General features: G+C 71.2%; 16 protein-coding genes. 7 read left to right on the plus strand and 9 right to left on the minus strand.

Translation table 11 applies throughout. The annotated features are described in order from the left end of the window. Nucleotides 1-167: 167 nt before the first annotated feature. On the minus strand, nucleotides 168-431 hold the full coding sequence (locus ACZ5WE_RS36355) for a DUF397 domain-containing protein (RefSeq protein ID WP_467695653.1): 264 nt from the start codon (nucleotides 429-431) through the stop codon (nucleotides 168-170). Next, nucleotides 415-1,254 (minus strand): helix-turn-helix domain-containing protein, encoded by an 840-nt coding sequence (locus ACZ5WE_RS36360; protein ID WP_467695655.1) that lies wholly within the window; start codon nucleotides 1,252-1,254, stop codon nucleotides 415-417. Before ACZ5WE_RS36360 ends, ACZ5WE_RS36355 begins: the two co-directional genes overlap by 17 nt. Nucleotides 1,255-1,369: 115 nt before the next feature. On the opposite strand from ACZ5WE_RS36360, the gene ACZ5WE_RS36365 reads away from it, so the two are divergent. From ACZ5WE_RS36365 to ACZ5WE_RS36380, 4 genes are all read left to right on the plus strand, one after another. After that, nucleotides 1,370-1,582 (plus strand): hypothetical protein, encoded by a 213-nt coding sequence (locus ACZ5WE_RS36365; RefSeq protein WP_367043204.1) that lies wholly within the window; start codon nucleotides 1,370-1,372, stop codon nucleotides 1,580-1,582. Continuing rightward, the gene (locus tag ACZ5WE_RS36370; protein WP_367043201.1) at nucleotides 1,579-1,806 is read left to right on the plus strand and encodes a hypothetical protein; all 228 of its coding nucleotides are present in this window, start codon (nucleotides 1,579-1,581) and stop codon (nucleotides 1,804-1,806) included. Before ACZ5WE_RS36365 ends, ACZ5WE_RS36370 begins: the two co-directional genes overlap by 4 nt. 86 nt (nucleotides 1,807-1,892) lie before the next feature. Next, complete coding sequence (locus ACZ5WE_RS36375; protein ID WP_399390417.1) at nucleotides 1,893-2,117, plus strand: type II toxin-antitoxin system VapB family antitoxin; 225 nt, start codon at nucleotides 1,893-1,895, stop codon at nucleotides 2,115-2,117. Beyond that, entirely contained in the window at nucleotides 2,114-2,539 is a 426-nt protein-coding gene (locus ACZ5WE_RS36380) for a PIN domain-containing protein (RefSeq protein WP_467695658.1), read from the plus strand. Before ACZ5WE_RS36375 ends, ACZ5WE_RS36380 begins: the two co-directional genes overlap by 4 nt. Before the next feature lie 24 nt (nucleotides 2,540-2,563). On the opposite strand, the gene ACZ5WE_RS36385 is transcribed toward ACZ5WE_RS36380, so the two are convergent. Continuing rightward, nucleotides 2,564-3,325 carry a polysaccharide deacetylase family protein gene (locus tag ACZ5WE_RS36385; protein ID WP_467695660.1) on the minus strand — a complete coding sequence of 254 codons (762 nt, stop codon included), beginning with the start codon at nucleotides 3,323-3,325 and terminating at the stop codon, nucleotides 2,564-2,566. Between the two features lie 191 nt (nucleotides 3,326-3,516). On the opposite strand from ACZ5WE_RS36385, the gene ACZ5WE_RS36390 reads away from it, so the two are divergent. Next, entirely contained in the window at nucleotides 3,517-4,707 is a 1,191-nt protein-coding gene (locus tag ACZ5WE_RS36390; RefSeq protein WP_467695662.1) for an MFS transporter, read from the plus strand. A 159-nt stretch (nucleotides 4,708-4,866) separates the two neighbouring features. Here the strand turns inward: ACZ5WE_RS36390 and ACZ5WE_RS36395 are convergent, their stop codons facing one another. The 4 genes from ACZ5WE_RS36395 to ACZ5WE_RS36410 all read right to left on the minus strand — a co-directional run bounded on the left by ACZ5WE_RS36395 (nucleotide 4,867) and on the right by ACZ5WE_RS36410 (nucleotide 8,821). Beyond that, nucleotides 4,867-5,142 (minus strand): type II toxin-antitoxin system Phd/YefM family antitoxin, encoded by a 276-nt coding sequence (locus ACZ5WE_RS36395; protein ID WP_467695664.1) that lies wholly within the window; start codon nucleotides 5,140-5,142, stop codon nucleotides 4,867-4,869. Nucleotides 5,143-5,260: 118 nt separating this feature from the next. Next, nucleotides 5,261-6,784, minus strand: a complete 1,524-nt coding sequence (locus ACZ5WE_RS36400) for a PTS transporter subunit EIIC (protein ID WP_467695666.1) — start codon at nucleotides 6,782-6,784, stop codon at nucleotides 5,261-5,263. A gap of 63 nt (nucleotides 6,785-6,847) precedes the next feature. Beyond that, nucleotides 6,848-7,840: an N-acetylmuramic acid 6-phosphate etherase gene (gene murQ, locus ACZ5WE_RS36405; RefSeq protein ID WP_467695668.1), complete on the minus strand. Its 993-nt coding sequence runs from the start codon at nucleotides 7,838-7,840 to the stop codon at nucleotides 6,848-6,850. 57 nt (nucleotides 7,841-7,897) lie between these two features. Then, the gene (locus ACZ5WE_RS36410) at nucleotides 7,898-8,821 is read right to left on the minus strand and encodes a MurR/RpiR family transcriptional regulator (protein WP_399390403.1); all 924 of its coding nucleotides are present in this window, start codon (nucleotides 8,819-8,821) and stop codon (nucleotides 7,898-7,900) included. Nucleotides 8,822-8,945: 124 nt separating this feature from the next. On the opposite strand from ACZ5WE_RS36410, the gene ACZ5WE_RS36415 reads away from it, so the two are divergent. Together ACZ5WE_RS36415 and ACZ5WE_RS36420 are read left to right on the plus strand one after the other, a co-directional pair. Continuing rightward, nucleotides 8,946-9,302, plus strand: a complete 357-nt coding sequence (locus ACZ5WE_RS36415; protein ID WP_467695670.1) for a hypothetical protein — start codon at nucleotides 8,946-8,948, stop codon at nucleotides 9,300-9,302. Further along, nucleotides 9,299-9,565 (plus strand): DUF4031 domain-containing protein, encoded by a 267-nt coding sequence (locus tag ACZ5WE_RS36420; protein ID WP_367043171.1) that lies wholly within the window; start codon nucleotides 9,299-9,301, stop codon nucleotides 9,563-9,565. The genes ACZ5WE_RS36415 and ACZ5WE_RS36420 overlap by 4 nt, the downstream gene beginning before the upstream one ends. Nucleotides 9,566-9,618: 53 nt before the next feature. On the opposite strand, the gene ACZ5WE_RS36425 is transcribed toward ACZ5WE_RS36420, so the two are convergent. Next, complete coding sequence (locus ACZ5WE_RS36425; protein ID WP_467695672.1) at nucleotides 9,619-10,854, minus strand: Cmx/CmrA family chloramphenicol efflux MFS transporter; 1,236 nt, start codon at nucleotides 10,852-10,854, stop codon at nucleotides 9,619-9,621. An 879-nt stretch (nucleotides 10,855-11,733) separates the two neighbouring features. Continuing rightward, the gene (locus ACZ5WE_RS36430) at nucleotides 11,734-12,807 is read right to left on the minus strand and encodes a GNAT family N-acetyltransferase (RefSeq protein ID WP_467695674.1); all 1,074 of its coding nucleotides are present in this window, start codon (nucleotides 12,805-12,807) and stop codon (nucleotides 11,734-11,736) included. Nucleotides 12,808-12,822: the final 15 nt, after the last annotated feature.

Here is a 12,822-nt window from a genome sequence, read left to right on the forward strand (position 1 = left end):
TTCGTTATTCGGGCACGCTAGAGCGTCGTCACGTTGCGTGGCAAGTCGAAGCCCGAAAGTGATCGACTGTGCCAACTCCTAGGGAGGGAGGGCGGGTTGAGGCGGGTTGAGGCCCGCCTCCCGTTCCTTGAAAAGAGGGCTCGGGGCTCGGCGCTTGAGCTTCGGGGTCAGTTGTCCTTGAGGTCCGCGAGGAACGCGGACCAGGCCGTGGCCCGGAACACGAGCTTCGGGCCGGCGAGGTTCTTGGAGTCGCGGACGGGGACGAGGTTCGGGTGCCCGTCGGCCACTTCGAGGCAGTTGCCGCCGCTGCCGTCGCTGTAGGTGGATTTGCGCCAGCAGGCCATCTCCAGGCAGTTGCCTCCGTCAGGGCCGCTGTACGTGGACTTGTGCCAAGTAGCTGCGCTCAGGTCGTACTCAGGGCTGGTCCTCATGGGCGTAATCCTCCGCCACTGATTCGATCAAGGCCAGGGATTCTGCCGGTGACGCTGCGTTGGCCCCAACCAAATCGTAAGCCAGTTCGTGGCGGGCAACAGTGGGCGGATCGTCTTCCAGTCGTCCTGTGCCAGGGCCCTCGAAGTACACGAGCGTAGGAGCGTCTTCGAAAGTCATGAGCTTCACCGAGCCACCCATCGACGGGTGAGCCCCGACGGTGAACGGCAACACTTGCATGATGAGTCGATGGCTGCGTGCGAGGTCAGCGACGTGCCGCAAAGCCTCCGCCATGATGGCAGCGCTGCCCACCTTCCGGCGCAGCACCGCCTCGTCAAGTACCGACCACAACAGGGGCGTTGTTGGATCCCGCAGGATCTGTGCACGCTCCAGCCTGGAGGCCACCAACTCCTCGACCACGTCCTCTGTCGCGGTTGGCCGGTACGCGCGGAACACCGCCCTTGCGTACTCCGGAGTCTGCAACAGCCCCGGGATCAACTGCGGCGCGTACTCCCTGATGGCGGTCGCAACCGCCTCCGCCTCCGCCGCCTCAGCAAAATGATCCGGGTACTTCGACTTGGCGACCGCCCGGCAGTTGCGGGCGAAGAAGCCCCCCGTATCCAGCACCTCGTCGAAGTGGTGGGCGTACTCCAGGTGCATGCGACGCGTGCCCGCCTCCAGCTGCCCGATGAACGAGCCGCTGACGAACAGGGGCGCACCCAGCGCCTCCTGGCTGATCCCCTTCCGCTCACGCGCGTGTCGCAACTCGCAGCCGAGGAGTGCGCGGGGGTTCGATGAGGGGTCCAGGTCCTTGCGGCGGGTCATGTGCAACTCCTCATCCAACAAGCCGGTTTGTTGGGACGCCGTTGCTTCTCAGGCTACGCACGACCGGACACGCTTAGTGAGGAAACGGCAACACCCAGTGTGAGAGGCAGAGGTCATGGCGCTGACGGCGGAGGAACGGGTGCGGGCGGTGGAGGAGGTCGTGCGGCAGTTGAGGGCGGGGCTCGAAGAGGCCGGGGTCACGTTGCCGTCCCTGCGGATGGACCCGCTGACGGCGGCGGCGGAAGGGGCCTTGCCGCTGGTGGAGTTGGGGCGCTGCAATCTCGACACGGCGTTGCGCCTGGCCGCCGTGGTGGAGGGCTCCCGGTGAACGAGGAGGACCCCGGGGTTCCGGAGGCGGGTACGTACGCCGTCGATTACCGGGACGGCAGCGTCGGCCAGGTCATGGGCTGCGAGGGCGGCCTCGTACAGCTGAGGCCGCTCGGTGGCGGCCGGGAGTGGGACTGCCCGCCGGAGTCGATCGGGGAGGCGCCGGCGGGGGACGTGCTGCGGGAGCGGGTGCGCAGGCTGAACCGGGAGAGGCGGCTGCCGTGAGCGGCTCGCACCGGCAGGGTGGGGCCCTGCTATGTACACTCAGAGGGGTACAAGTGGGCCCTCTATGTACATGGCGGGAGATCGAGATGTCGCTGACACACATCGAAATCGACGACGAGGCCTTGGAGACCGCCAAGCGTCTCGGCGGCCACCGGACGAAGACGGCGGCTGTCGCGCATGCGCTGGAGGAGTACAACAAGCGGCTCAAGCGGGCCGCCGCGCTCGAGAAGTACTTCGAGCTCGCGCAAGGCTGGGATCTTGAAGGTGCGGAGGCGGCGCGTCGTGCCGCGAAGGAGGCAGGACGCGAGTGAGCGGCGGCTATCTGCTGGACTCCTCGGCGCTGTGGCGGCTGCTGCGCGACAAGGAGCTGTACAAGGCGTGGCACTCCGAGCTCATGGACGGCACGGTCCGCTCGTGCTATCCGCAGCGCGTGGAATTCATGCTCTCGGCCCGCGACCTGGGGGAGTACGAGGCCTACAGGTCGATGTTCGCGGAGATCTACGAGGATGTCTCCGTCCCCAAGAGCGCGGCGAAGTGGGTCGGCGCCGTGCAGCTGCGCGCCGCCGAGCAGGGCGCGCACAAGTCGCTGTCGGCGGTCGACCTCCAGGTCTGTGCGACTGCCGCTCACCACGGTCTCGTCGTCGTGCACGACGACAACGACTTCGTGACGGCCGAGAGGTTCGCTGCGGAAATGCGTCAGCGCAACGTACGCGAAGGCCCCCTGGCGGTCTGACCCGGCCGGGGCGGGCGGCCCGGCTCAGCGCACCGGAAAGCCGAAAGCGTAACCCTGCTCCTTCAGTTGGGGGATGAGTGTGCGCAGGGCCTCGACCGTCTGGGTGCGGTCGCCGCCCGCGTCGTGGAACAGGAGCGTGGGCCCGTTCGGCAGCTCCCGCTGGACCGTGGCGACGATCGCGTCCGTGCCGGGGCGCTCGAAGTCCTTGGTGTCGACGTTCCAGCCCAGGGGGCGCATGCCGCGCTCGGCGGCGAGCTTGCGGCTGTGGGGGGTGAAGGCGCCGCCGGGCGCGCGGTAGTACAGGGGCCGTACGCCGCCGGACGCCTTGGTGATCATGCGTTCGGCGTCGAGGATCTGCCGGGACTGGTAGGCCTTGGAGTCCTTGTCCATGCCGGTGTCGTGCGACACCGAGTGGTCGCACAGCCGGTGCCCGGCGGCGACGACCTTCTTCACCATGTCCGGGTGCGCCTCGGCCTGCGTACCCACCATGCAGAAGGTGGCCTTCACGTCGTACTCCCGCAGGACGGCGAGGACTTCGGGTGTCCACTTGGGGTCGGGGCCGTCGTCGATGGTGAGGTTGATGCCGCGCTTCCCGGCCTCCGAGGAGTGCGCGATGGCCGCGGAGACCGGTTTGACGGCGCTCGGCTTCTTCGCCGCGGGTGAGGAACTCTCCGTGGTGCCGGCCTGGGCGCTCCACACCCCCGCGCCGGTGGCGAGCATCGTCACCCCGAGCGCGGCTCCGATGACCTTGCCGTACCAGCCCCGCCCACCGCTGTGCCGTGCCATAGCCCGCCCCTTTGCGTACCGTCCCGCGCCGCGTCCCGGTCACTCGCGGCCACCCGGCAGGACGAGGAACGGGGGCGCGGGGATGCGTCAGGGGCCGGTCCGTTACCGATCAAGAACAATTCCGGGGAAGTTCGCGGACAACTCCGAGCGGCGGCGTGGGCGGGGTGGCCGGTGGGGTTAGCGTCGGCGGCATGGACGTTGATCAACGACGTTGGCGGCAGTGTCTCCTCAGCGGGGCGGTGTTCGCCGTCTGTATGGCGGGCACCACGCTGCCGACTCCCCTCTACAGCCTCTACCAGGAGAAGTTCGGGTTCTCCGAGCTGACGGTCACCGTCGTGTACGCGGTGTACGCCTTCGCGGTCATCGGCGTGCTGCTGCTCGCGGGCAACGTCTCGGACACCGTGGGCAGACGCCCGGTCCTGCTGTGGGGCCTGGGCTGCGCGGCGGCCAGCGCTGTCTGCTTCCTGTGCGCCGTCGGGATGGGCTGGCTGTACGCGGGGCGGCTGCTCTCGGGCCTGTCCGCCGGGCTGTTCACGGGGGCGGCCACGGCGTACGTGATGGACACGGCACCGCACGTCGGCGCCTCGCGGGCCACGTTCGTGGCGACGGCCGCCAACATGGGCGGCCTCGGCTGCGGGCCGCTGCTCGCAGGTGTGCTCGCGCAGTACGCGGACTGGCCGCTGTACCTGCCGTTCGCCGTGCACCTGGCGCTGGTCGCCGTCTCGGCCGTCGTCCTGCTGCGGTTGCCGGAGACCGTGCGGGAGCCGAGGCCGCTGAGCACGGTACGGCCGCAGCGGCCCGGGGTGCCGCCGCAGGTGCGGGCGGTGTTCGTGCCCGCGGGGATCGCGTCGTTCGTGGGGTTCGCGCTGTTCGGGGTGTTCACCTCGGTCAGTCCGGCGTTCCTCGCGGAGTCCCTGAACGTGGAGAACCACGCCGTGAGCGGCCTGGTCGTCGCGCTTGCCTTCTTCGCCTCGACCGCCGGGCAGTTGGCGATCGGCCGGGTGGGGGTGGCGCGATCGCTGCCACTGGGTTGCGCCGCACTCCTCGCCGGCCTCGCGCTGCTCGCGGGTGCGCTGCACTGGGATCTGCTGGCCCTGGTGGTGCTCAGCGCGGTGGTCGGCGGATGCGGGCAAGGTCTGGCGTTCCGCGGGGCGCTGTCGGCGGTGGCCGCGGCATCGCCCGCGGACCGGCGCGCGGCGGTTATCTCGACCCTGTTCGTGGTCGCGTACACGGGCATCTCGCTGCCGGTCATCGGGGTGGGCCTGCTGACGGGGCCGATGGGCCTGGAGGGCGCGGGGCTCGTGTTCATCGCCTGCATGGCGGTCCTGGTGTCCAGCGCGGGGGTTTACTTGCTGCGGCGGCCGGTGGGCGCAGGGACGTAGGCGCGCTACAGGTTGCGGTAGACGTCACGCCGGCTACCGCCGCGCAGTCGGTACAGGCCGTCATGGCCTGGGAATTTCTTGCTGTCCGCGTCTTCGCGACGCGGGTCGTCACCGAGTGCGGTGAGGGTCGTCAGGATGCGGGTGAAGCGGAAGGCGTGTTCACGCGGCGTCGCCCTCGCCCTTGCCGCCGTCCGCTTCGAAAAGGTCCACGAGGAGCTCGATCATGCTGACGGTGGGGTCGTCGCGATGCTGCTCGGCCTCGCGCGCGGCCTGCTCGTCGCTCGCCTCGTCGAGTGCGTCCAGGACCTCAATGGGGACCAAGGCCGCTACGCGCTTCCCCTTACGGGTCAGCACGGTCACTTCGCCCGCCTCGGCCTTGTCGACGACCTCGGCGAGATGGGCGCGGGCTTCACGGACGGTGACGTACTCGCTCATGACGCGAGCGTACGCATCAACGGATACACGCGGCGTGATCCCGAGATCGGCCGTGGGCGGCCCCCGTCACGTGCGGGGTGCCGCCCTCGGGCGTTGAGGGCCCAGGGGCCCGGGAGGATCAGACCGCTGCCGGCTGCCTGTCCTTGCCGTCGCCTTCGGCGGGCGTCGGTGCCGAGGGGGCGGCCTCGCTCCGGGCCGCCACCGACTCGCCCGCGTCCACATCCGCGTTCAGTTCCACCAGCATCTGCTTGCTGAAGCCGAAGAAGTACGTCGCGAAGAAGCCCACCGCGTAGCCGACCAGGAGGCCGCCGCCGTAGATCGCGATCGTCAGGCCCAGGCCCTTGTTGCCGTCCAGGAGAGGGAACAGCGCCCAGCCCGACGGGCCGATCGCCGTGGAGCCGACCTTCTCGCCGATCATCGAGAAGAAGCCGATGAACGCGCCGCCCGCCGCGCCGCCCACACACGCCGTGACGAAGGGGCGGCCGAGGGGGAGCGAGACGCCGTAGATGAGGGGTTCGCCGACTCCCAGGAAGCCTGCGGGGAGCGCCGACTTGATCGTCGTACGGATCGACTTGTTGTGGCGCAGGCGCTTGTAGACCGCGATCGCGCAGCCCACCTGGCCCGCGCCCGCCATCGCCAGGATGGGCAGCAGGACCGTGAAGCCCTGCTGCTCGATCAGGGTGGTGTGGATGGGGATCAGGGCCTGGTGCAGGCCCAGCATCACCAGGGGGAGGAACAGTCCGCCGAGGACCAGTCCCGCGAACGCGCCCGTGTTGTCCAGGAGCCAGTTCGCCGCCGTGCCGATGCCCGTCGAGACCTCGCCCGCCAGGAACATCAGGCCGAAGATCGTGACCAGGCCGGAGAGCAGGACCGTGATGGTGGGGGTGACGAGGACGTCGAGCGCCTCCGGGACCCAGCGCCTGCACCACTTCTCGATGTACGTGGCGAGGACTGCCGCGCCGAGCGCGCCCAGGACGCCGCCCTGCCCGGGCGACAGCTTCTGGCCGAACGCCTCGATGTTCGCGACACCCGCGTAGACGATGATCGCCGCCACCGCGCCGCCCAGGATCGGCGTACCGCCGAACTCCTTCGCCGTGTTGAAGCCCACGAACACCGCGATCAGCGCCATGAAGCCGGAGGCGATCGCGGCGAGCGCCGGAGTGATGCCCGGCAGCCACTCCAGGTTGATCAACAGGCCGTTGATGCCCGCGATGATGCCGCAGCCGATGAGGGCCGGGATCAGGGGCACGAAGATGTTCGCGATGCGGCGCAGGAAGAGCTTGAAGGGAGTTGCGTTCTTCGCCTTCCTGGCTTGCTTGATCGCCGCGCCCTGTGCCGCCAACTCCTCTGCGGTGAGGGTGAGTTCGGAGGGGGCATCGGTGCGGCCCTCCGTCACCAGGGCCTCGAACTCCGGCGTGACGCGGGCGACTGTGCCCGGACCGAGCACGATCTGGTACGTGTCGTCCTCGACCACGCCCATCACGGCGGGCAGCGCCTTCAGGGCCTCGTCGTCGACCAGCGAGCGGTCGGCGAGGCTCAGGCGCAGGCGCGTCATGCAGTGGGCGATGGAGGTAACGTTCTGGGCACCGCCGACGAGGGGGAGGATCGCGGCGGCTGTGGCGCGGTTCTTGTCAGTTGCCATGTGCGGGGTGCCTTGCTGTGCGTGCGGGGTGACGGTGGCGCTGTTCTTCCAGCGGTGCTGGGGTCAGGCAGTACGGGTCGTGCGCGCGGCGTCGAGGGCCGCCCTGAGGTGGCCGTCCGACGACGAGAGCAGATCGGCGGCCGTGGGGCCGTCGACCGATCCGAGGATGGTGAGGATGGCGTTCTTCACCTCCCCGTCGGTGGCGGCGAGTGCTGCCTCGATCTCCTGGTCGGATGCGCCGGTGGCGAGGGAGACGATCCGGCGCGAGCGGGCGCGCAGCTTCTCGTTCGACGCGCGCACGTCCACCATCAGGTTTCCGTAGGTCTTGCCGAGGCGGATCATCGTGATCGTCGACAGCATGTTGAGGACGAGCTTCTGGGCCGTGCCCGCTTTCAGGCGGGTTGATCCGGTGAGGAGTTCGGGGCCGACGACGACCTCGATGCCGTGGTCTGCGGCTGCCGCGAGACCGCTGTCCGCGTTGCAGGAGAGGCCGATGGTGAGGGCTCCGTAGCGGGAGCGCGCGTACTCCACCGCGCCGATCGCGTACGGCGTCCGGCCGGAGGCGGAGATCCCGACGACCACGTCGTCCGCGGTGAGGCGCAGCCCGTCCAGGTCCTCGGCCGCGAACTCCTTGCTGTCCTCCGCGCCCTCGACCGCCGTGACCATGGCGCTCGGGCCGCCCGCGATGAGGCCGACGACCTCGGCCGGGTCGGTGTTGAAGGTGGGCGGGCACTCGGAGGCGTCGAGAACCCCGAGCCGTCCTGCAGTCCCGGCCCCCGCGTAGATGAGCCGTCCGCCGCGGGCCATGCGCTCGGCGGTGCCGTCGATGGCGGCGGCGATCGCCGGGAGCTGCTCGGCGACGGCCGCGGACACGGTGGCGTCCTCGCCGTTCATGATCTTCGCGATCTCCAGCGTGGGCTGCCGGTCGATCTCGGAGAGCTCGGGGCGGAACGCCTCCGTGGTGAGCGTGTCCAGCTGGGCGCGGAGTTCGCCGTACGTGTCCCCGGATCCGCTTCCGGGGGCGGGGGAGTCCGTGGCGTCGGTCGTGGAGGTCATGAGGTGCGGCTCTTTCGTGTGCGGCGGGGGGTGAGGGGGCGTTCTAGTGGCGGGAGGTCAGCGGGTGCCGCCGCGGGGACTGTGGCGGTGCGCGAGAGCTTCATAGGAGGCGGCGAGTGCGGGGGCCGCCGTCTCGTACGTCCGCTGGGCGACGCCCACGAACAGGCAGTCCACGACGAGCAGCTGGCTCGTGCGGGAGGACATCGCGGCGGGCCTGAGCTCGCTCTCGCGGGCGGTGGAGGTGGTCAGTATGTGATCCGCGTACTGCGAGACAGGGCTGCCGGGGCGTCCGGTGATCGCGATGGTCGTCGCCCCGCGCTCGAAGGCGACCCGCAACGGCTCGATGACGTCACCGGTCGATCCGGAGTGCGTGATCGCGATCGCCACGTCCTTGGAGCGCAGGGTGACGGCGTTCGTGACCGCCAGGTGCGGGTCGGAGTGCGCGTGGGCGATGTGGCCGATGCGCAGCAGCTTCTGCGCGAGGTCCTGGGCGACGAGGCCTGACGCGGCGACGCCGTAGATCTCGGTGCGGGGCGCGACGGCGAGCGCGGCGACGGCGGCACCGAGCTGGACGGTGTCCAGGCCGCCCGCGGTGTCGGCGAGGGTCTGCTGCTCGTCGTACGCCAGCTTCGCCACGACGTCCGCGATCGGGTCGTCGACGGCGATGTCCGCGGTGACGGCGGGCGCGCGGCCCGACTGCTGCTGGGCGGCGAGTCCGGCGAGGGCGAGCCGCAGGTCGCGGTAGCCGGGGTAGCCGAGGAGGCGGGCGGTGCGGACCACCGTGGCCTCGCTGGTGCCGGTGAGCTCGGCGAGGCCGGTGACCGTGAGGGCCGCGCAGCCCGCGGGGTCGCCGGCGACGGCTTCGGCGACGAGCTGCATGGAGCGGGTCATGGACGGCGCCAGGGTCCGCACCTTGGCCGCCAGGGCGGCCGGGGCGGGGGGCGCCGTGCCCGCGAAAATTTCCTTCACGTCATTGGTCACGCTTGAAAGATATTTTCGGACCCCGAACGGGTCAAGACCCCTTTGGTCCCGATCTCGCCGCACCGTGTGCCTCGCGGTCCGGGTGGATCTTCGGCGGGTTGCGCGTGGGGTGGACAATGGCTGCATGGACGCGATCGACCCCCTGGAGCAGGCGCTGCATGCCGCTCGTGCACTTGTCCTCGCCGATCTCGTGGCGCGCGAGGTCGCCCAGGCCGAGGTCGTCTCGCTGGTCGAGGAGTCGGTGGCGCACCGCCGCTGGTGGGTCGAGCAGTGGCCCGAGGGCGTGGAGTTCGTCGCGGGCCTGGTCGCCCAGGACGTCCAGGACGCGCTCCTGGAGCGGTACGGCCGCTGGCCGCTCTGCCCGGTCTGCGGCTCGGGCGACCCGCACGCCCTGGACGTGGAGCCCGAACTGGGAGCCGACCCGCACTGGGTGTGCGGCAAGGCGGGCGTCGTCGTGGCCCCGGTGGGCGGCCTGACGTGACGGTCTACATCGACCCGCCGACCTGGCCGGGCCACGGGCGCATGTGGTCCCACCTGGTCAGCGACGTCTCGTACGAGGAACTGCACGCGTTCGCCGCGGGCATCGGCGCCCCCGCCCGCGCCTTCGAGCGCGACCACTACGACCTGCCCTCGCACCGCTACGAGGACGCGGTGCGCGCGGGCGCGGTGGAGATCGGCTCCAAGGAACTGGTGCGCAGGCTTACGGAGGCGGGGCTGCGGCGGCCGAAGGGGCGCCCCGCGTAGCAGTTCCCCTTTTGCGGCCCTCGGCGGTTGTGGTTCTCGGCGGTTGTTGGCTCTCAGCGGTTGGCGTCGGCGGTGGCGTCCGCTGGGGCCGCCGGTGCGGTGTCGCCCGTGTCGTCCGCCGAGGTCGTGACCACGCGGCTCGGTGTCCTGCGGTGCAGCCGCAGAGACGCCGTGACGGCGACGATCGCCACGGCCGTCATCGCCGCGCCCGCCCACGCCGTCGATGCGTAGCCCAGGTCGAGGTCGATCACCGTGCCGCCGAGCCAGGGGCCGCCGGTGTTGCCCAGGTTGAACGCGGCCGTCGTGGTCGCTCCCGCGAGGGTGGGGGCGGCGCCCGCGACGTTGAACATGCGGGCGTTGAGGGCCGGGGCGGTGTAGAAGGCGGAGACGCCGAGGAGGAACGAGAGGGCGATCGCCACGGCCGCCGTGCCGGAGAAGAGCGCGAGCGTGACGAGGAAGACCGTCGATGCCGCGATGCCGCTGAGCAGGACGCCGAAGAGATGCGCGTCGGCGACGCGGCCGCCGATCGCCGTGCCGATCAGGGCGCCGAGCCCGAAGAGGCCGAGGACGGTCGGCACCCACCCCTCGTCGAGGCCCGCGACGTCCGTCAGGAGCGGGGAGAGGTACGAGAACGCGCAGAAGACGCCGCCCGCCGCGAGCGCGGTGATGGCGATGGAGAGCCAGACCTGCCGGTCACGGTAGATGGTCAGCTCCTGCTTCAGGCGCGGTTTCTCGGCCGGGAGCGGGATGCGGGGGATGAGCGTCAGTACGCCGACGAGAGCGATCGCGGAGGCGGCACCGACCGCCCAGAAGGCGGACCGCCAGCCGAAGTTGTCGCCGAGGAAGGCTCCGGCGGGCACGCCGAGCACGTTCGCGATGGAGAGGCCGCCGATCATCACGGCCATGGCGCGGGCGCGCTGGTTGACCGGCACCATCGCGATGGCGACGGCCGCGCCGACCGCCCAGAACCCCGCGCAGGCGAAGGCGCTGACGACGCGGGACGCGAAGAGGATCTCGTACGAGGGCGCGAGCGCCCCGGCGACCTGGCCGAGTCCGAAGACGGTGATGAGGGTGATGAGGGTGGTCCTGCGGGGGAGCCGGAGGGTCGCCACGGCCAGGAGGGGGGCGCCGATGACCATCCCGATGGCGAAGGCGGAGATGAGGAGGCCCGCGCGGGGGATGGAGACGTCCATGTCGTCCGCGATGGGGGGCAGGAGCCCCGAGAGCATGAATTCGCTCGTGCCGAGGGCGAAGACGGCGAGGCCAAGGATGTACACGGCGACGGGCATGCGGTTCCGGCCGGCGCCTGGCTCGGCGGGCTTTGGGTCAGGGGTCGGCATAACAGGGATCAACGCTGGGGTGGGGGCGTGACATTCCCTGGCGGGGGGCTGGGCGCGGGGCGCGGGGCGCTGGGCGCGCTGGGCGCTGGGCGCCGGGTGCGGGGTTCGCGGCAGTGGGGGTGCCGCTGCCCCTGCTTTGGCGTCCCGCCGGGGGTGCTCGTGCCGTGGCGTGGCCTTTGCCTGGGGGGCGTCTGCGTCGTCTGTGTCGTCTGTGTCGTCTGTGTCCTCGCGTGGCTGGGGGGTGTCTGTCCCGCGCTTCGCGCGGATGTTTCCCGCCCACCCACCCGATTGCCCTGGGTCGGGATGTGGGGTGGCGGGCCGGAGGGAGCGCGGATGTTTCCCGCCCACCCATCCGATTGCCCTGGGTCGGGATGTGGGGTGGTGGGCCGGAGGGAGCGCGGATGTTTCCCGCCCACCCATCCGATTGCCTTGCGTCGGGTTGCGGGGTGGTGGGCCGGAGGGAGCGCGGATGTTTCCCGCCCACCCATCCGATTGCCCTGGGTCGGGATGTGGGGTGGTGGGTCGGGGGGAGCGCGGATGTTTCCCGCCCACCCATCCGATTGCGCTGCGTCGGGATGCGGGGTGGTGGGCCGGAGGGAGGTCCGTTGTGCAGGGGATGCGGGGTAATGGGTGGGTGGGAGGGAGACATCGCCGCGAAGCGGCGGCTGTTCAGGGCTCCCGTGCGCGGCGGGGCAATCGCCTCCCTGCGCCGCGGGGCACTCGATACCGCGCTGCGGGGCACCCGCTACCCGCTACCCGCGCCGCAGGGCACCCGCTACCCGCTACCCGCGCCGCAGGGCACCCGCTACCCGCGCCGCAGGGTACCCGCTACCCGCGCCGCAGGTACGCGTGGAGGTCCTCGCGGTCCGAGGCCCGGGTGTAAGAGGCTCGGAGGACCACCGCCTGCGAGGCCTCGTTCTCGGGTTCGATCAGGGCCAGGAGCGCCGAGAGCTCCGGGCGTGCCAGCGCCCAGGTGGAGAGGGAGTCCAGGGCCTCCGAGGCATAGCCTCGGCCCCGCGCGCCGACCGCCAGGTCATAGCCGACCTCGGCGACCCCCTCCTCGTCCGGCGGCCCGTGGAACCCCATGCCGCCGACAGCCACCTCGTCCTCCACCCGCACCAGGGCGAACATGCCCCACTCGGGCCGGTGCACCCCGGACGTGTACGCCTTCATCACCATCTCCGCGGCCCGCCGCGTCCCGTCGAAGGGCCCGCCCTCGATCCACGCCAGGCCCCCCGTCCCGCCCGCGGCGAGATCCCCCGCAGCGGCGGGGGAGACCTCCCGCAGCGTGATGCGCCCCGCGGGGATCGAGAGGGCGTTGTGCCAGCGCCACTTGTCGCGGCGAGGGCGCCCCGCCAGGGAGCCGCGGCCCGTGGCCCAGAGCAGCGTCGCCCAGTGGTCGTCGGGCGTGCGCGCGGGCGGGACCTGCGGGAAGAGCCAGGCGAGCACCGCCTCGCAGAGCGCGGCCGGCGGCTCCGCGTCCACGCCGAGAGCCTGCGCGATGTCGTACGTGTGGAGGAGGACCTCCGCGACGCCCATCGCCGCGAAGCCCACCGCGTCCGCGCTGCCGTGCGGGTACGGGTGGAAGCCCCGGACCCCCGGCGGCGTGGTCCGCACCACCGCCGAGAGCAGACCGCCGGTCGACTCGAGGACGCGGATCGCGTCCGCGGGGCCCGAACCCTCGTCGAAGGCGATCTCGAAGGGGACCCACCCGTCGGTCGCCCGGCCCGTCAACTGCCCCGCGTACGCGACGAGATCGCACGCGATGTGCTCGGCCGTCTCCAGGCAGCTCCAGTCGAGGCCACCCGCCTTGACGCTCCAGTCGAGCCCCACCGCGGCGCGCAGCACCTTCGCCGCGTGCGCCACGGCTTCCTCGACCTGGTCCCCGCCCATGGAAATCATGCGGCAGAGAGTACG

This window comes from Streptomyces sp. NPDC033180 (assembly GCF_055577645.1).

What these genes read in the sequence shown, in the direction of transcription:
- ACZ5WE_RS36375 (WP_399390417.1), top strand. Translation starts at nt 1,893, where the DNA reads ATGTCGCTGACACACATCGAAATCGACGACGAGGCCTTGGAGACCGCC.
- ACZ5WE_RS36400 (WP_467695666.1), bottom strand. Translation starts at nt 6,784, where the DNA reads ATGGCAACTGACAAGAACCGCGCCACAGCCGCCGCGATCCTCCCCCTC.
- ACZ5WE_RS36415 (WP_467695670.1), top strand. Translation starts at nt 8,946, where the DNA reads ATGGACGCGATCGACCCCCTGGAGCAGGCGCTGCATGCCGCTCGTGCA.
- ACZ5WE_RS36365 (WP_367043204.1), top strand. Translation starts at nt 1,370, where the DNA reads ATGGCGCTGACGGCGGAGGAACGGGTGCGGGCGGTGGAGGAGGTCGTG.
- ACZ5WE_RS36385 (WP_467695660.1), bottom strand. Translation starts at nt 3,325, where the DNA reads ATGGCACGGCACAGCGGTGGGCGGGGCTGGTACGGCAAGGTCATCGGA.
- ACZ5WE_RS36355 (WP_467695653.1), bottom strand. Translation starts at nt 431, where the DNA reads ATGAGGACCAGCCCTGAGTACGACCTGAGCGCAGCTACTTGGCACAAG.
- ACZ5WE_RS36430 (WP_467695674.1), bottom strand. Translation starts at nt 12,807, where the DNA reads ATGATTTCCATGGGCGGGGACCAGGTCGAGGAAGCCGTGGCGCACGCG.
- ACZ5WE_RS36395 (WP_467695664.1), bottom strand. Translation starts at nt 5,142, where the DNA reads ATGAGCGAGTACGTCACCGTCCGTGAAGCCCGCGCCCATCTCGCCGAG.
- murQ (WP_467695668.1), bottom strand. Translation starts at nt 7,840, where the DNA reads ATGACCTCCACGACCGACGCCACGGACTCCCCCGCCCCCGGAAGCGGA.
- ACZ5WE_RS36425 (WP_467695672.1), bottom strand. Translation starts at nt 10,854, where the DNA reads ATGCCCGTCGCCGTGTACATCCTTGGCCTCGCCGTCTTCGCCCTCGGC.
- ACZ5WE_RS36360 (WP_467695655.1), bottom strand. Translation starts at nt 1,254, where the DNA reads ATGACCCGCCGCAAGGACCTGGACCCCTCATCGAACCCCCGCGCACTC.
- ACZ5WE_RS36390 (WP_467695662.1), top strand. Translation starts at nt 3,517, where the DNA reads ATGGACGTTGATCAACGACGTTGGCGGCAGTGTCTCCTCAGCGGGGCG.